Here is an 18,214-nt window from a genome sequence, read left to right as displayed (position 1 = left end):
CTACTTCCCTCCATCCTTCACACAGAAATTATATGGATTGCAGAAGCGTTCGGTATTTATCGATGGACTGAGATTTGGCAAGATAACGTTCCAAATATAACCTGCCGCCTCGCCCTGTCAATTCCAACGTCTCCTGACCGCAGGCGTACATATTCGCTATATGCTCGGAGATTTCATGGTATTGTTGCGGCTCTATCACAACTCCGCATCCGCTCTCCTTAATTAGAACAGCAGCCTCGCTGCCTTGTTCCAGGACACCGAGAATTGGCTTTCCAGCTGCCATAACACCGTATATTTTGCTCGGAACAGAGACACCCTTGATTCCCTTTTGATTGACTACCAGATGAACATCTGCTGCGCACAGGGAGTATTTGATATGTTCCTTAGGCTGAAAAGGAAGGAAACGCACATTCTGTAATCCCTTATCCTTCACATACCGCTGCATTTCGGGCTTCACTGCGCCATCCCCGATAAAAACAAACAGGATTTCCGGATGATCCTTAAAATCCGAAGCCACTCGAATAATATTCTCCAAATCGTAATACAAACCCAGATTGCCCGAATACATCACGATAAATTTCCCTTGTAAATCATGCTCTCTCACAAACTTCGATACTTGAGCATGACTGCGAGGCAAGGGGATGATATCCTGCTCGTCAGTCCAATTGTTGATGACACTGTTGCTGGGCACCCTGCGCCCGCGAAAACGGTGGTTCAGCGTTTCTTGCATGTCCTGTCCAACTGTGATGATATGATCGGATACGCTACAGCTCAAGTTATCAATTTTCTTCGCCAGACTAAACAGCCATTTACGATTCGTATAACTGATAGCTTCAGCCTGCTCTGGATTAAAATCCATAATGTTATACACGAGTTTGCCCCGTTTCAGAACCTTACCGATTGCTCCGACCAATCCCCCGATAATTGGAGGCGAAGATATTGTATAAATCACATCCACCTTCTTAATACGCAGCAGAGCAATAACAGCCAATATAAAATATGACAGGATAAACATGACACGGCTGAATTTGCTTCGTTTATCCACTTTGGGTGTACGCAGACGGATAACGCGTATTTGTTCGAGCTGATCGTATTGGAACAGCTTATTTCTCTTGCCTAGATCTACATTTTCCGGCTGAACAGCGATAACTGTCACATCAAAATCATGCTGAAGTTCAAGACAAAGCTCAGTCAATAATTGCCCTGAGGAAGCATAATCCGGATGAAAATAATTAGCTACAAACACAATTTCTTTTTTCATTTCATGACCCCTTACTGTCTTGGAATGTTCTTCTGGTCATTTGTATGAACCTTACCGACATCCTTATGTATCAGGCAAATCAGGGTAAGGATCATTCCGTACGACAAGGTTTTGTAACTGACCTGAAACAACAGGCCGATGACTACAGGTACAAACGCTGCCAGCATATAAGGAAGCATGACCATCGTAAACCGCTGTAAAGCCCTGTACATGATCCAGCCAAGATAAGACATCAACACAGCGATGCCAATCAATCCACCCTTCAGCAAGAAAAAGCTGACAGCTGAATGGGTATAGGAGACAAGAATGTTGTTCACCGCCGGATCATGAAACAACCCTCCCCAGCCCACTCCAAACAACATGGAGTAGGGAGACGCTGAGGTTTCAGCCAATACGGCAGCGAGCTCATCCGTTTTTCCGTTGGCGCCAAAATCCTCCTGCTTAGATACCAACAGTTCAAATGAATTGGAGATTTGTTCTTGGGCAAAAATTCCTGCTGCAACAAGAACGATCAGCCCGATGATCAGCTTATTCATTGATTTGCGTGAACTTACCAGGAAATACACAGCAAAGCACAGCACGGCAAGTGCAAGAGGTGCACGCTGGGCAACGGCCATGAGCGAGCCAAGCGCCAGAAAGCCTCCAGTCAGCATCGCAATGCTGCCCAACCATCGAAATGGGCTTGCACTTTTCCACGTATGGACCGCCATGATAGGAAGAAAGACTCCCGCAAAAGAAACGCTCGGATCATAAGGTAGATATAAAAAGTTGTCAAAATAGTACATTCTGCCCACTTCAAGCGGGGAAATCTGTACAACGAGGTAAAATCGAATAGATAGAATGACGCCCATTACGGATATGATCCAGGGCAATATGGCAAGCCAGTTAAGCGTTGAGCGTTTCATCGCAGGCAGAAGCAATAACGGAACGAACAGATACACACATGGGATCAGATCGCGGATAATATCCGTCATATCCCAGCCATAAACAACCCCGCCATTCAGGAGTCCAATCCACAATAAGAAGAAAAAACCCGCGTGAATAATGACAGGGACGGTTCCGTAATGCCGATACAACGAGAAACCTCCACCCAAGACGATGATTCCCGTTGGAACGGATACAAATAAAATCAAAAGAACGGCAATCAAAGCTTCTGGAATACCTGGGTCCGCTGGAAAAGGGGAACTAAACAGCGCATATAACAGCAGCGCCGCTATAAAACCGAATCCTCCCCAGTTGGCCACTGAGCTTCTGCCTCGACTATGCAATGTATCAGCAGGTAAACTCAGATTGTGATTCATGAGATTGACTCCTTATCTTTTAAGATCAGAACAGTGAGGAGCATTCCATAGGAAAGAGTCTTAAAACTGGGCTGAAAAAACAATCCGATCATAATCGGAACTCCAGCTGCAAGCATATAAGGCAGATTGTTCATGTTTACCCGTCTTAGGCACTTCAGTGAGATCCAGCTAAGATAAGCCAAGAAGACAGTCAGGCCGATAACCCCCCCTTTTAAAAGCAGAAAGGTAAATGCCGAGTGCGTAAACGAGACTTCCGACATATAAGTAGGATCAAAGAATAATCCCCCCCACCCGATGCCGAGCAGCAAGGTGTACACCGATTTGGATGTTTCCTGAAGAACAGCTGCCAGTTCATCTGTCTTACCGTTCGCTCCATAGTTCACTTGCTTGGATAACAGCAAATCAAACGAACTCGATATCTGTTCCTGTGCCAGCATTCCAGCTCCAATCATGATCACAAGGATAACGAGCAACTTGCGTACGGACCTTCCAGAACTTAAACCAAAATATACCGCAAAGCATAGGACAGCCAGCCCAAGAGGCGCCCGCTGTGCCACTGCCATTAGGGACCCTAACGCCAAAAACCCTCCGATTAACATAGCAAGACTGCTTAGCCAACGGAGTGGGTTTGAGCTTTTCCACGTGTGTACAGCCATGATTGGAAGGAAAACCCCTGCAAAAGAGACACTCGGATCATACGGAAGGTATAGAAAATTATCAAAATAATACATTTTTCCTATATCCAGCGGTGAAATACGAACTTCCATATAAAATCTGATGGATAAAATAACACCCATTACTGCGACTAACCAAGGAAGAATAGACAACCACTTTAATTTGGAACGGTTCATCGCTGGAAGAAGGAGCAAGGGGACGAATAAATACACACATGGGATGAGATCACGCAATATATCCGTAGAATCCCATCGGTATATTACGCCTCCATTTAGTAGGCCCAGCCACAGCAGCACAAAAAAACCCAAATGCAGCGGCATGGGAACTGTGTCATATCTGCGATATAGCGTGAAACCGCCGCTTATGACAAAAATTCCTGTAGGAAGTGATACAAACAATATGAGCAATACAGCAATCAGAACTTCTGTCATGCCTGGATTGGCTGGAAATGGAGCGCTGAATATAGCGTAAATCAAGAGAGCCAGGATAAATGCCAGCCCTCCCAAAATCCCTCCTCCGGTCGGAGTTGGGACTGAGGACAACGGATTACCGATAGCACTACGGCTGTTCATGTGCCCTGACTTACTTTCCGAAGTTCCGACATCTTGATTCCAATCTGCCAATAATAAACGGAACGAGCAAAGGCATAGTGGAAACCGGCGGATCCATCAAGAAAGCCGAGTTTAACAATGTATGAGTGTATAAATGCAACGACCCATTTCAGCGGCATTCGATCAAAAAGCTTTTTCTGAAGACTGCGGATAAAGATTTGGGATTCGTTCAGATTACGGAAACCACCATTAGAGCGGACAACAGCCTCCCAATCCGAGTAGCGATTATGCTTCGCAAAATAGTCAAACAGGGAATCATGATCATAGTGCACCATGCAGTTGCCCAGCACCCCGGTACCTCCATCGATTTGAGGCTGATAATGCCCTTCCACTTCCCACATATTCGACGCAGACAGATCGTTATGATCCAAAAACCTGCCTTGGCTACGGTGAAACAGTACAAGCTTATACATCCTGTGCCCATGCTTGAGCACTTTGTTCATGAAAACATAGTCGTATGCTACGAAGTAACCTGCGGCCAATGTCTGCTTACTCTGAAACATATCCATCATTTCGGCAACCAGCTTTGGAGTAGCTTCTTCATCAGCATCAACATAAAACACATAGTCGTTTCGGAATGGCAATTCCTCAAGGCACCATTGCTTCTTCTTGGGGTACTGACCATTCCAAGTGAAATTGATTACATGAGCACCCATTTCCCTTGCTATAGTACAGGTTCGATCCGTGCTGTTGGAATCGACGACGAATATTTCATCAAAAGCAGATACCGAAGCCAGACATTTCGCGATATTTTTTTCTTCGTTCTTTGTCATGATAATGACGGACACCGGAATTTTATTTTTCATAAGAAAAGCGCACCTTCTTATAGAATTTAGGAAAGCTATGTTTAACCAAACGAACACCCCAATGCAGCGATGCAACGGCAACACGAAGGATGATCGGCATCCCAAGAATAGTCTTGCGGATAAACCATTGATCCCTCTGACCTTGCCTATGCTGCATTTGTGAGACTCCACCCTGTTCAAAAATACATAAGGGCTCCGGAATGTATGCTGCAGTTCCACCTCTTACCAACAGTTCTGCCGTCAAAGCGTAATCGGCTCCAATGGGATATTCAAGGCGATACCTGATGCTGTGCAGGCTTCCCAGCCTGAAAGCCATGGATTGATGATGCGTAAACATGCCGTACCACATTCGCTTATGACTGCGGGCTGCTTTGTATAACAGTTCACCGAAGGTTGTTTCCTCAAGTGCATCGCCATACAGCAAATCGGGTAGGTGATTTCGTAAGGCCTGCACTTGAAGCAAGTCTCCAGTCAAATGATCATGAAACTGATCCCCGGAATTCATGAAGACAACGTAACGACCTTTACAATGTTCCAGCCCTTTATTCATGGCATCGTAGATGCCTTGATCTGGTTCACTGATAAAAGACAACCGTTCATCTTCAATACTCTGAAGAAAAACCAGCGTACCGTCGTCTGATTGTCCATCCACTACGATCCACTCCAACGAGATAGATTGGGACCTTACGCTCTGCCAAGTTTTGATCAGACCCTGCAAATTATTCCTGCAAACCGTGACTACGGACAGAAATACTTCAGATCTGTCTTCTACCCACTGAGTCCGTATCATTTGTAACTGGCTCCCTTTATTCGAACTTGCTGTTCTAAGTTTTTGTTTCTGCCTGCAAGACGTATCAACTGACGAACCAGATCAACGGGATTGAAGTGAACCGAAATACCAAGTTTTCTTCTCACTTCTACCCACATCCACCCGTTCTGTGCAAACAAACCGCATACCATCACTATCGCAAGCGCAAAAGGTCCCCATAGATAAACAACTGTTACAGCTGCTATTACCGTGACAACACTCGTAATCAGTGTAATCTTCAACATGGTACGCTCATTACCGGTTAAGGTCAGAAGCAGGCCTGATGGACCTGCAAACAAATTAATTAACTGCCCCACCGACAATACCGCCAGTATCGTTTGACCCGAACCATATGTAGTTCCAAAAGCCAGATTGAGTACTTGCTCGCCCATTACAATAAAAACAGCTCCAATAACAATTGCAGGCAATGTGGAGATCCCCACTATAATTCGTCCATAATTCTGTATTTTGGGGAACTGAGCACTGCCGAAATATTTGGAGATGATACTCGTCATCAATGTATTCATCAACACCACAAAAAAATTAAGCACCGCCAATAAGCGAACTGCTGCCCCGTAAATCGCCACTTCACTCTCGCTGTAAAATACACCTAAAATCCAGATGTCGCTTGAGGTCAGCATAAACAGAGCTACATTGGATGCCATCATTGGCAATGAGACAGCCAGCAGTTGCCGTGCCCTTGGCTCATTGCTCATTGCCGCTTCATTCGTTTGCTGCCGGTTTCTTACCTGGAGGAGCTTTAACAATCGCCAACCGGCTATGAAGCAGCTTGCCCCCATACAGACTGTCACGAGCAGGAGCGCTTCCTGAAGCGACCAAGACGAACGGCCCAGCCACATCATCAAACCCAAACCCACAAGCATGCAGAAATTGGACAATACGCCGCTAAATAATGTTGCCTGTTTGACATCACCATGACCCCGAAAGGTTTCAGCTATTAAATTCTGCAGCACCGTCAGCATAATCCATAGCCCTGTCCATAGTGCAGCGGAAGCCATAAGTTCCGAGCCTAATACGCCTTTAAGGAGCGTGAGCTGCAAAAATATATACAACAGTCCCGTACCCGCCGCTCCAATAGACGCTAACTTTAAAGACAGCAGCGCGGTATTCTTGGCCCTCCTCCACGTTCCATTTTCCCTGTGCTCAGCCATAAAACGAATAATACTCTGATTCAATCCGAGCGTACCGAACACACCACCGAAAAAAGCGATGTTAAAAGCCATCAAATATGCACCGAAAGCTGCCGTATCCAGGACCCTTGATAGTAAAATGTTAATAAGTAAGGCGGACCCCGCAAAGAATGCCCGCCCTACAAATATCCACAAACCACCATTCACAGTTTGATTACGAGTTAATTCACGAAGATGATGGAGTCCATGCTTTCCGCTCTGTTTTCTTGATGAGCGTTTGCTTCTCACACCAATGCCGCAGACAGCGCTTCTTGGTATTTAATCTCTGCTCGCACCCGCTTCATGTCCTCATCCACCATCATTTTAATTAACTGCTGAAAACTGACTTCAAGTTCCCACCCCAGCTGCTGTTTAGCTTTCGTACAATCCCCGAGAAGCAAATCAACCTCCGCAGGTCGTACGAATTCTGGGTCCATAACTACATAATCCTCATAATTTAAGTCCACATACGAGAAGGCTACTTCAAGCAGCTCTCTGACTGTATGCATTTCACCCGTCGATATGACGAAATCGTCCGGTTGCTCCTGCTGGAGCATTAACCACATGGCCTTAATATAATCCCCTGCATATCCCCAATCCCTCAACGCATCAAGATTCCCCATACGCAGCTCTTGCTGCAAACCATGTTTGATCCTGGCCACAGCATCTGTCACTTTCCTGGTAACAAACTCCAACCCCCGCCGAGGGGATTCATGATTGAATAAAATGCCGGAGCAAGCAAACATCCCAAAGCTTTCTCGATAATTCACCGTGATCCAATGACCATATACCTTAGCTACACCATAAGGACTTCGCGGATAAAATGGAGTGGTCTCCTTCTGCGGAGTTTCAATCACCTTGCCAAACATCTCGCTACTCGATGCTTGATAGAAACGCGTATCCGGTTTAACGAGTCGGACCGCCTCCAGCATATTGGTAACGCTGATGGCTGTCATTTGACCTGTCGCCAGAGGCTGAGGCCAGGAAGCCGCTACATAAGACTGGGCTGCCAGGTTATATACTTCATGAGGATCCGCAATACGGACAGCCTCGATTAGTGATGCAAGATCGGTAAGATCGCCAGATATCCAGTGAATTTGCTCCTTGATATGCTGCACATTCTCATAATTGGGCGTGCTGGTCCGACGTCTCAGTCCATAGACCGTGTAGCCTTTGCTGAGAAGAAATTCAGCAAGATATGAACCATCCTGGCCGGTAACACCGGTAATCAATGCTCTTTTCATATTTATCCTCCAACAGGTTTACTGAAGATCTGATGAGATTCCAAAAAATGATCGTACGTTCGGGCTAAGCCATGCTCCAAAGTAATCGAAGCCCTCCAGCCAAGCTCAGTCAGTCTGCTAACATCAACCAGCTTCCTTGGTGTTCCGTCAGGCTTCGAAGTGTTATAAACAAACTGTCCTTCGTAACCAATAATGGAGGCAATACTTTCGGCAAGCTCACGGATCGACACATCCTTACCGCATCCGATATTGACAATGTCATTCCCCTCATATTGATTCATCAGGAATACACAAGCATCGGCAAGATCGTCAGCATGGAGAAATTCCCGTTTTGGCTGACCACTTCCCCATATTTCTACTTCTTGTCGGCCATTCTCTTTAGCTTCATGTATTTTCCGCAGTAAAGCCGGAAGAACATGAGAGGTTTCCAAATCATAATTATCATTCGGACCGTATAAATTCGTAGGCATGGCCGATATAAAGCGAGTTCCATATTGCCTGTTATATGATTGACACATCGTGATCCCGGCTATTTTGGCAATGGCATATGCCTCATTGGTAGGCTCTAAAGTGCCTGTCATGAAATATTCTTCTTTCATCGGCTGTGGCGCCAATTTGGGGTAAATACACGTAGAGCCAAGAAATAGCAGCTTCTTCACTCCGTAGCGGTAAGAAAGATCAATAACATTATTCTGGATTTGAAGATTATCGCGTATGAAATCGGCAGGATAATCGCGATTAGCAACGATGCCACCGACTTTCGCTGCAGCGAGAAACACGTATTCGATTCCTTCACTGCAAAAGAATTGCTCTACGCGATCATGTTCTCGCAGATCCAGCTCTTGACTGGTACGGGTAACCAGATTATGGTATCCCTGTTGTTCAAGAGCTCTTACAATAGCAGATCCCACAAGACCGCGATGACCGGCCACATATATCCGGGAATCCAAATTCATATCTGCCATCTCCTTCATTAAAAAGCATCTTTGGACCCTAGAAACACTCGGACTGTCTTTAGCATAATCCGGATATCCTGGGTCGTAGATTGTTCGCGGATGTACTGCAAATCCAACTCCACCATTTCATGGAATCCAAGCGCGTTTCTCCCGCTTACCTGCCACAAGCCGGTACAGCCAGGTACTACACTTAACCGCTGCATATCATATGGTGTATAGGACTCTACCTCTGTAGGCAGCGGCGGTCTCGGGCCAACAAGGCTCATTTCGCCCCGGAGTACATTCCACAGCTGTGGAAGCTCATCAAGACTCGTTCTCCGAAGAATACGTCCGACCTTCGTGATCCGAGGGTCGTTCTTCATCTTGAACATAGCACCCTCAATCTCATTTAGATGAATCAGTTTTTGTTGCAGCTCCTCCGCGTTTACAACCATGGAACGGATTTTGTACATTTTAAAGATTCTCCCGTTCTTTCCTACGCGGGTCTGAGAGAAAAACATGGGGCCATGGGGATTTTCGAACTTCATACACAGGAATATGATCATAAATAGAGGCAAGAGCAGAATAAGACCAACTGCAGACAGAATGGCGTCCCCTACCCTTTTCAGTCGGGAATACCCGATATGGGGCTTCGCTGGAACAAGGTGTACCCCTGTCATCATCGGATATTCTTCTGCTACAACACTCTCCAGCGTTCTCGTTTCTATCGTCGTCTCTACATTCATGGCTTGACCTGGTCTCCTATCTAGCCAACGTTCGATTCTTATGTATCATTTGCTCAAGTCCATGCAGTAATGGAAGACGCAGCTCATCTTTCATCAATGCGAACTCAACCGATGTAAGAATAAACCCGAGCTTCTCTCCAACGTCATAGCGGGTGCCTTCATACTGGTAGGCGTACACTTCTTCAATGTCAGTCAACTTCTGTATGGCATCCGTCAGTTGGATTTCCCCACCGATTCCTTCCTTCATTTGCTCAAGGTATGAAAATATGGCTGGAGTCAGGATATAACGTCCCATGATAGCCAAATTCGATGGAGCTTCATCAGCTTGCGGCTTTTCCACCATTCCTTGTACTCGGGATAATCCCCCAATGGTGGGTACAGGGTACGGATCAATGATTCCATATCGATGCACCTCTTCGGGAGATACGTATTTCACGCCGATGACTGAACTCTGTGTCTGTTCGTACTGCTCAATCAATTGTTTGATGCACGGCTTATCGGCACGAACAATATCGTCCCCCAGCAGAACGGCAAACGGTTCGTTGCCTATAAACTTTCGTGCGCACCATACAGCATGACCCAGCCCTTTGGGTTCCTTCTGACGAATATAATGAATGTCCGCCATTCGTGAAGGACGCTGTACCTCATGAAGCAAATCAAGTTTCTTGGTTTGCCTCAACTTATGCTCTAGCTCAAATGCATGATCAAAATGATCCTCAATTGCCCGCTTGCCTTTACCTGTGACGATAATAATGTCCTCAATACCTGACTCTATTGCCTCTTCCACAATGTACTGGATAGTTGGTTTATCCACGATCGGAAGCATCTCTTTGGGCATTGCCTTGGTTGCTGGCAAAAATCGAGTACCCAGTCCGGCAGCAGGTATGATAGCTTTTTTAATGGTTGCCATTGTACTTCCCTCCTCTATCCTTATCATTTCGTGTGTACTGGAAGATTGGTTGTCGTGTATGCCGAGTGCTTAAGCGAGGGCATCTAACCCTGCCTCACTTTATGCCCTTGACGATGAACGTCTAAGGCATCCTTCATTACGGATGCCCACAGCATAATCGAGTGCCTACGGTGGTAGAGGTTCAGTAGGCATCACCTGATGTATGCTATCTTAAAATCCTATCAATCAGACGCGTTAACGATAGCTTTACCAGACCCTGGAGGTTCTACCGGGCTGCGTCTGGAAACGGATCCGCCTCTCGCTTTGAAATCACTTGATTTGAAATGCTGTATGACAGCAAGAGTTGGAAGTCCAAGAACCATCTCGACCTCTTTGTCAGTACGGATAGAATCATCCAAATATTCGAGCAAGAAGCAGAAGCCAATCGACAGCATAAGTGACACTACGAAAGCAATCACCACATACAGCAATGGGCTTGGAGTGACTGGTTTGGGATCTGCATTATTTTCATACAGAATCGTTATGTTTCCACCCGGAATGATAGAGGAGATTTCGGATTTAAATACATCAGCAACGGCCTTTGATACTTTAAGGGCACCTTCATAGCTATAATCTCTGACAGATATCGTCATAACCGGTGTATCCTGCACCGAATCAACCACCATCATATCCATCAAATCTTTCACAGTGAGTTTCAATTCCGGATGCTGCTCAACGACCTTCTCCAAAATCACGCTCGTTCCGATAATTTCCTTGTATGTATAAACCAAGCGCATCCCCATATCCATGTCATCTGAACTAAGGACAGACTTTTTCTCCTCTGTTTTGTTTGTCACAATCATCTTGTTGCTTGCTTCATATTGAGGTTCAACCATTCGATAGCTGTAAAATCCAACGAGTACGCAGACCACAGCAACAACAAGGAGAATTAGCCATAGTCTTTTTTTCAAAACGGTAGCATACTCCTTAAGTTCAAGTTCCACTAAATTTCCTCCGTCCATAAGCAAATGTTCTTTTCCGATACAATTCGTATCATATAGCATCTTCAATTTACGATACAATTCGTATCATGTCAATACTGAATTGGTCTTATTTACCTATTAACGATACATTTTGTTACACAATCAGAAGATATCTCACAATATTTCAGCATATTTTCTAGGCATGAAAGCGTACACAAATATAAATACAGGATAATAAAAAAAGAAAAACGCCTCCTTTCGGCAAGCGTTTACATAATTTGGTACTCTTTTCATTTAAATTGTGAGTCCATATAACTAAATGATTTTATTCCAAAATAGCTTGCTGCGTTTGTCGAGGCGCGACACATGTAGAGCAAATCGCCTTCCATCGGTATCTCGAATGATGTATGTTTCGTTTGATAGTATGTCTATATTCTCTTGGGGTTGGTTCGTACGAAACGCAACCTTGCCATAACTGGTCTCCACATCCCATAACCAATGGTTACCCTGACGTTTGATCATCTTGATTGCAACAACTTTAGGAATCATATAGCGGCGCTCAAGATCCTCCCGTACCGCAGCTTGGCTTGATATATCTAACTCACTTAACGAATGAATTAGGTGAATCTCTTGATGCGATGCGGTTCGCACAGAAATATACCTCTCCGGCTCTGTAACTGGAAATGTGAGAACGAGGTATATATCACTGACCGGCTCTCCATTCATAACAGCCTCCAGTACCCCTTCCTCATTCCGATAAAACCGAAGCCCTGAACCCTTATGTCGTATTCCCCTGCTTATTCTCACTATCTCGCAACCTCCTGCATCGGTATCCATACCTCTCTGCCTGACGCCCCTGTGCAGCATGAAGCAAACGATGGTATACCCCTCCGCGATTGAGCAGCTCCTCATGACTTCCGCTTTCGACAAGTCTTCCTCCTTCAAGAACCAAAAGCCGGTCTGCGCGCTGTAGGGTTGACAGGCGATGGGCAATCACAATGGTCGTCCTCCCTTGAATCACCTTATCCATTGCTTCCTGAATGACCGCTTCGGTCTCAACATCTACGGAAGATGTTGCTTCATCCAGAATGAGGATCGGTGGATCGAGTAATACAGCTCTTGCAATCGCTATTCGCTGCCGCTCTCCCCCAGACAGACGGTGTCCACGCTCTCCTACCTTTGTCTCATAGCCATGAGGGAGTCGGCATATAAAATCATGTGCATTTGCGGTCATTGCTGCCTGTATAATATCCTGTGCTTCAGCTTCAGGATTTCCGTAAGCGATATTCTGTGCAATCGTACCATCAAAGAGGAAGGTTTCCTGAAAGACAACACCGATATTTTTGCGCAGTTCCTCTTGTCTGATGCTGCTAAGGCGACGGCCATCCAGTAATATCTCCCCCTCATCCGGATCATAGAAGCGGCATAACAGATGAATCAAAGTCGACTTGCCCGCCCCGGAGGGACCGATTAAGCCTATCATTTCACCAGGTGCAATATGGAGATCGATTCCATGCAAAATCCGTCTATCTTGCGCATAACCAAACCCCACATGGTTGTATCTAATCTCTCCCCGGACTTTGCTAAGTGGCTGCGCTTCCTCGTCGTCCGTCACTTCGGCTGGAGTATGGATCACCTCAAAAATTCGTTCTGCGGATCCAAGCACCTCATTTATCCAGCTTGCGGACTGCGCCAACCATTTAACAGGTCCGAAAAACATGATCAGATAAGTTGCATATGCACTCAAGGTTCCGACAGTCATGCCACCTTCCAGAACTTTTCGTCCTCCGGCAAACCAGATAAGCGCAACAAATAATGAAATAAACAACGTCAGTACGGGTGTCATGAACATCCATAAATTCTGTATGGATATCATGCGGTTTACAAATCGAGAATTTGCCTTATCAAAACGCTCTTTCTCATCATTTTCCTTAGAGAAAGCTTTAATGATCCGTATTCCCTGAAGGGCTTCTCCAACCATATTTTGAACATGAATAGACGACTGCCACTGGGAATACCACATTTCTCTCACCTTGGGCCACAGACGCATCACGAATAGTCCAAGCGGTGGAAGCGGTATTAGAATCATCAAGGTCATACGCCAATCCAAATAGAACAGCATCCCCAGAATAAAGAGGGCTGATAACAATTGCGATGTCAGATGAACTATGCCTTGGGACATAAAATCCTTGATGGTATCGGTATCCTGGTTAATGCGTCCAATATATTGAGAAACCTGACGGTTATCAAAAAAACGCATGGATTGCTTCATCAGGGCATGAAACATATCTCTCCGAAGTTCACCCAGAAAACGCCCACCGATCGAAATCGCAGTATAGCCTTCAATCATTTGCAGCAGGGCTTGTAAAATGTAAATCCCCGCTAGCAAACCAGACATCCATAATAAATGAGAGGAAACGCCACCCATACCGACAGGTGCTGATATCCCGTCAATAATCCATTTGATTATATACGGAGGGGCAAGTGATACAAGAACCGTAAGGATAACGATAATTCCCATCACAATCATAGAAGCACTATAGGCTCTACTCCGCTGAAGAAGATGAGACACGGTACTCCATTTACGGTTACAACGCATACAGGAATCCTTAGCAGATCTCATAACGCGCCCACAATGGGCACAGGTTTTATTTCTATCCTTCAAATCGTTGCGTTTATCCGTGGTGAATGAATCTTTCGATACCCACTGTTCAACCCGTGATAGAGCCTTACGACAGGAATCGAGATGCATTTCCGTGAACCGAAGAATTTCAACCGGACCTTTAGCTGTCGAAGCCACAAGATAGCCACCGCCCAGAGCCTCAATCAATCTAATGTTTTCAACATTCTGCTTGGGAATGTGCAGGATTTGTCTCCCTTCACGATCCAGTACGAGAAGCTTGGAAGCAGTAAACAAAACCTGTAATTGTTCAAACTGCATATTGCGGTTCAAGTCTCCCTGTAATGTCAGCCATGCTTCTTCCATGCCAAATAATCCCGAATTACCAGATGCGCTCGATTCTCGTCTTCTTATTCCCCTCATAATCAACACAACTTTCTATTTATAGCCTTCTGAACGACAAATACCGCCTCACCATCTTTGGCCACAGCGGTATGTTAAGTGTTATCCAGGTTAGCAATGACAACTTCCAATGATGGGCCGGAATCCAGCCTTTTTTCTTATACGTGCCCGTGAAACACCCCAGAATCCGAGCGGCATTTACCGGTTCATCAGGGACAATATTCGTATCCCCTTTAAATATGTACTGTTTCGAATCGCCTTCCCCTTGAATATCATAAAGACGATGACAGACGAGCTTCCCCTCTGTGGTAATGAAGAGATATACTTCACCGATCCGGAGTCCGTCATGGCTGAACGCCTCAAAGGAGCTGCGCTCCCCTTCCATCATGAAGGGAAACATACTGCGTCCCCAGGAGGGAAGCTCGATCCCTCCGCGTCTAGTCAACCATTCGGTCACGATTTTGGTCTCATCCATCATATTTCAGCAGACCGCTGCCTAACAGCTGCTCTATAAAGGAGTTCACATCTTGTTCAGCAGTATGACGATCAATCTCATACTCTTCGGCAATTTTCTCAATGATCTCATCAATGAGTCCATATTCAGGGATGATGCTCCATATATAACCTCCAAGCTCATTCAACTTGGTCGCCACATGCTCCTTCATATTTAGCAGAATCCATTCACTGCCAATCATTTCGCTCTCAACATGTTCATTCCTTCTCAGCAGCTTCGTTTGTGTTTGACTCATGAAATCCTCTCCCAAAACGTATCATTTTTCTGAAAATAGAGCTGGTACGATGGAACCTGCTGTACCACTTTCTTGCATAAAGCGATCATGTTTCTTGTTTCCTCTGCATCGTGGCGCCAATAAAATACCTTATCCAACATAAGAGCGAATCCATCTAACGGTGTAATTGAAATACGCTCAACGTCAGGTGATTGAATAATATAATGAATACCGTATAATTTCGCCTCTTCAAGTTCACAGGGATTCTCCATCTCGCTACGAAATGGAGAATCGTAAACGGTCACACGTCCGTTTTCTTCTATGTACAGAAACGTAGCTTCATCAGATAAAATCGGACGCGGACGCGACAACTCAGCTACAGTAGACTTCCCTGCACCGGATTGGCCTGCAAACATCCATGCTTTGCCTTCATGAATCACACAAGAGGAATGGATCAGCAGCCCGCGCGCTCCATGGATTAGCCATGAGCTATACAAGTTAATAAGTGCATGCTTCAAGGCAAACTCATCATAGATATGAATTTCCGCCGAGCTGTAATCCCGGGATGAAACCATATGATAGTCGCAGCGCTGGAAAGTAACCGAATGGTCGGATGCGGAAATATGGACAGGTCCTTCATCAAAGGGCTTTCCGTACCCATCCTGAATACGAACATACAGGTCAGCCTGCGGCTCCTGATGTTGAATATTGGATATCCTGAACCGCCGCTTGACAAATTCAGCCATTCGTTCTGATTGTGTTTTGAAGGATATCCGGGACTTTCCGACTATTGCAGTAGCTACAAACATATGATCAACCTCAACTTCCACTTATAATAATTCAATTCGAGCGAAAACTGTGCATGGAGTCATTAATAAATAAATGTATACCTGTTACCAGATAGGATTCCCGCCTCCACCCGGGTTGCTGGGACGAGTTGTGCCGAACTCCACTTTGCCTTGTGCCAAAATCTTGGGAGCCTCATACGTTTTTTTCATACTTAACACCTCCTTCTTGAGGATTAGTTTATGATACAATATGTATCATGTCAACTGATTATTGTTACACATCGTAACTTATAAATAGTAAAAAGAACCTATCTGAAGATTTCACGTTTTCGGATCCACAATAATGGAAGATTCCAAATCAGGAACCCTAGCTGGGACCAACGCTGCCCCCATGTATCGTGAACCGTAAATGCAGTCACAATTCGAAACCAGGAGTAACTGAAACCTTTACGACCCAGCATTACCTTGCGTGCTTTTTCAAGATTCCATCCAGGATACTTAAACTTGTAAGGAAGCATGGGCATCGGCTTCAACCTTTGAAGATGTGGAAGCATATCATAAGCTAAAGACAAAGCAATCCATACCTTAGAAAGATTTCGATCTGCGGCGGCAACATCTAGTAATTCAGCATACTCGAGCCTGCTATCCATCACGTGAATAAGGGTTGCTATATCCACAAAATATTTCATCGACATCATATGATGATTCATACCATGCAAGCATATATGATAGAAAGTGTGCAAGGGACTCAGCTCATAGACATAATGGCAGCCACTCATTAAGGAAGCATCTCTCCACAAGCGCGAGACATCAGTATTCGTAAAATCTTCCCTGATAATATTCCAATGCAGTTCTACGGTTAATGAGGGGAAACTGGCATTATTCAATGGTTTGACGTATTCTTCATGGAAATGGGTCGGATCGCCTGTCACTTTATCAAATCCAAGGCTGATCAACAAATCGCTTGCCTGATGTAAGTCCTTCTTACCAACAAGCAAATCAATATCCGTCGTTCCACGAGCTGCAAGACCGCCGAAATAGCGTTCAGCAAGCTGTGTCCCTTTTAAAGGGATTACCTCTATACAGGACGCTTCGAAGGTCTGAAGTATCATTTTCAGTTCGGTTTTAATGAGGAAGTTCTGTATCAGGACAATATCTGCTTCAGAGCTTAACTTGAGCCGGACCTGTTCAGGTACTTGATGAGACAATCCTTTTTGTCGAAGCTCAGCGAACACCTGTGGGGCGATATCAAATAAATCGATATCCATCATAAGGTTGACATATTGCATCTCATCAAGAGAGGGCAATCGTCCCTGATATAACTCATCAAGAAACGTAACCAGGACATCTTGGTTCTTCATTTCAGCCATGTACTGCCATAATAAAGCTGTTCAGCTTCATTTTCGCGAATGGTGATATTGTTAAGCACTACCCCAAGAAGACGTGCCTTAACATGCTCGAGTTGAGCCTTTGCCTTTTTGACCTGGGATTTCTTTACTTTCCCCCCTAGCACAACTAAAACAACACCATCACACAAAGCGCTGACAATAAGCGCGTCACTGACTGCCAATACCGGAGGCGTATCAAACAAGATCATGTCATACTTCTGCTTGAGATCGTGGATTAACACTTGCATATTTTGAGAACCTAACATTTCGGAGGGGTTGTATGGAATAGAGCCTGAAGGAATAACGGAGAGATTAGGAACAGCAGTCTGTCGTATCACATCTTCAACATCCATCTGCTGGGCCAAAACATTTGTTAATCCAGTTTCATTGGAAACGCCGAATACATGGTGTAACGATGGTTTGCGTAAATCTGCTTCGATTAATAATACATTTTTACCTTCATGAGCATAGGCAACAGCCAGATTACTTACCGTTGTGGTTTTGCCTTCATTCATTTGGGCCGAAGCAACCATGATGACCCTTACTTGCTTGTCATGAACAGAAAATTGAATATTAGTCCGCAGTCCTCGATAAGATTCTGCTGCCGGAGATTTTGGATTAATGACGGTAACCAAGGGGTTTTTGTATTTTCTTGCCATATTACCTCACCTGCCTATTAAAATAGTCCGTTCTCTATGCATGAGTGCACGGATTTAAGGTAAAAGAACTAATGACCAAGCAACTCAAATATAGTAAAATGTCTGTATCACTGTATGATTAGCTTTTTATTATATTGGCCTTGCGAACTATGTATGTAATTTCTATAAACGGAGTGATTT

The 18,214-nt window shown here is 45.0% G+C and carries 18 protein-coding genes; all 18 read right to left on the bottom strand.

What is annotated here, in order from left to right; translation table 11 throughout:
• Positions 1–28: 28 nt before the first annotated feature.
• The gene (locus tag M2277_RS20515) at positions 29–1,261 is read right to left on the bottom strand and encodes a glycosyltransferase family 4 protein (protein ID WP_006212482.1); all 1,233 of its coding nucleotides are present in this window, start codon (positions 1,259–1,261) and stop codon (positions 29–31) included.
• An 11-nt stretch (positions 1,262–1,272) separates the two neighbouring features.
• The gene (locus M2277_RS20510) at positions 1,273–2,562 is read right to left on the bottom strand and encodes a hypothetical protein (RefSeq protein ID WP_280755456.1); all 1,290 of its coding nucleotides are present in this window, start codon (positions 2,560–2,562) and stop codon (positions 1,273–1,275) included.
• On the bottom strand, positions 2,559–3,743 hold the full coding sequence (locus tag M2277_RS20505) for a hypothetical protein (protein ID WP_006212484.1): 1,185 nt from the start codon (positions 3,741–3,743) through the stop codon (positions 2,559–2,561). Before M2277_RS20505 ends, M2277_RS20510 begins: the two co-directional genes overlap by 4 nt.
• Positions 3,744–3,805: 62 nt before the next feature.
• The gene (locus M2277_RS20500; RefSeq protein WP_006212485.1) at positions 3,806–4,654 is read right to left on the bottom strand and encodes a glycosyltransferase family 2 protein; all 849 of its coding nucleotides are present in this window, start codon (positions 4,652–4,654) and stop codon (positions 3,806–3,808) included.
• Positions 4,644–5,444, bottom strand: coding sequence for a glycosyltransferase family 2 protein (locus tag M2277_RS20495; protein ID WP_280755455.1), 801 nt, complete (start codon positions 5,442–5,444; stop codon positions 4,644–4,646). Before M2277_RS20495 ends, M2277_RS20500 begins: the two co-directional genes overlap by 11 nt.
• Positions 5,441–6,820 (bottom strand): oligosaccharide flippase family protein, encoded by a 1,380-nt coding sequence (locus M2277_RS20490; protein ID WP_280755475.1) that lies wholly within the window; start codon positions 6,818–6,820, stop codon positions 5,441–5,443. The genes M2277_RS20495 and M2277_RS20490 overlap by 4 nt, the downstream gene beginning before the upstream one ends.
• A gap of 77 nt (positions 6,821–6,897) precedes the next feature.
• Entirely contained in the window at positions 6,898–7,896 is a 999-nt protein-coding gene (gene gmd / locus M2277_RS20485) for a GDP-mannose 4,6-dehydratase (protein WP_006212488.1), read from the bottom strand.
• A gap of 2 nt (positions 7,897–7,898) precedes the next feature.
• A complete protein-coding gene (locus M2277_RS20480) occupies positions 7,899–8,852 on the bottom strand; it encodes a GDP-L-fucose synthase family protein (protein ID WP_036640757.1) in 954 nt (317 codons plus the stop codon).
• A 17-nt stretch (positions 8,853–8,869) separates the two neighbouring features.
• Positions 8,870–9,577 (bottom strand): sugar transferase, encoded by a 708-nt coding sequence (locus M2277_RS20475; protein ID WP_006212490.1) that lies wholly within the window; start codon positions 9,575–9,577, stop codon positions 8,870–8,872.
• A 16-nt stretch (positions 9,578–9,593) separates the two neighbouring features.
• Positions 9,594–10,487, bottom strand: a complete 894-nt coding sequence (gene galU, locus M2277_RS20470) for a UTP--glucose-1-phosphate uridylyltransferase GalU (protein WP_006212491.1) — start codon at positions 10,485–10,487, stop codon at positions 9,594–9,596.
• 221 nt (positions 10,488–10,708) lie between these two features.
• Entirely contained in the window at positions 10,709–11,488 is a 780-nt protein-coding gene (locus tag M2277_RS20465) for a YveK family protein (RefSeq protein ID WP_152826608.1), read from the bottom strand.
• A 276-nt stretch (positions 11,489–11,764) separates the two neighbouring features.
• On the bottom strand, positions 11,765–12,175 hold the full coding sequence (locus M2277_RS20460; RefSeq protein WP_234973106.1) for a DUF1854 domain-containing protein: 411 nt from the start codon (positions 12,173–12,175) through the stop codon (positions 11,765–11,767).
• 52 nt (positions 12,176–12,227) lie between these two features.
• Positions 12,228–14,435, bottom strand: coding sequence for an ABC transporter ATP-binding protein (locus M2277_RS20455; RefSeq protein WP_280755454.1), 2,208 nt, complete (start codon positions 14,433–14,435; stop codon positions 12,228–12,230).
• A 76-nt stretch (positions 14,436–14,511) separates the two neighbouring features.
• A complete protein-coding gene (locus M2277_RS20450; protein ID WP_006212495.1) occupies positions 14,512–14,949 on the bottom strand; it encodes a S24/S26 family peptidase in 438 nt (145 codons plus the stop codon).
• Positions 14,939–15,220, bottom strand: coding sequence for a PqqD family protein (locus tag M2277_RS20445; protein WP_006212496.1), 282 nt, complete (start codon positions 15,218–15,220; stop codon positions 14,939–14,941). Before M2277_RS20445 ends, M2277_RS20450 begins: the two co-directional genes overlap by 11 nt.
• Complete coding sequence (locus M2277_RS20440) at positions 15,217–16,008, bottom strand: hypothetical protein (RefSeq protein ID WP_063477703.1); 792 nt, start codon at positions 16,006–16,008, stop codon at positions 15,217–15,219. Before M2277_RS20440 ends, M2277_RS20445 begins: the two co-directional genes overlap by 4 nt.
• Before the next feature lie 287 nt (positions 16,009–16,295).
• Positions 16,296–17,348 carry a nucleotidyltransferase family protein gene (locus tag M2277_RS20435; protein ID WP_036640714.1) on the bottom strand — a complete coding sequence of 351 codons (1,053 nt, stop codon included), beginning with the start codon at positions 17,346–17,348 and terminating at the stop codon, positions 16,296–16,298.
• Positions 17,345–18,034: a CpsD/CapB family tyrosine-protein kinase gene (locus M2277_RS20430; RefSeq protein WP_006212500.1), complete on the bottom strand. Its 690-nt coding sequence runs from the start codon at positions 18,032–18,034 to the stop codon at positions 17,345–17,347. Before M2277_RS20430 ends, M2277_RS20435 begins: the two co-directional genes overlap by 4 nt.
• Positions 18,035–18,214 lie beyond the last annotated feature (180 nt).

Origin of the sequence: Paenibacillus sp. LBL (genome assembly GCF_029893715.1) — a bacterium.
Classification (GTDB): Bacteria; Bacillota; Bacilli; order Paenibacillales; family Paenibacillaceae; genus Paenibacillus_AQ; species Paenibacillus_AQ glucanolyticus.
The sequence above is the reverse complement of the archived record's forward strand: the minus strand, read 5'-3'. Positions and strand labels throughout refer to the sequence as shown.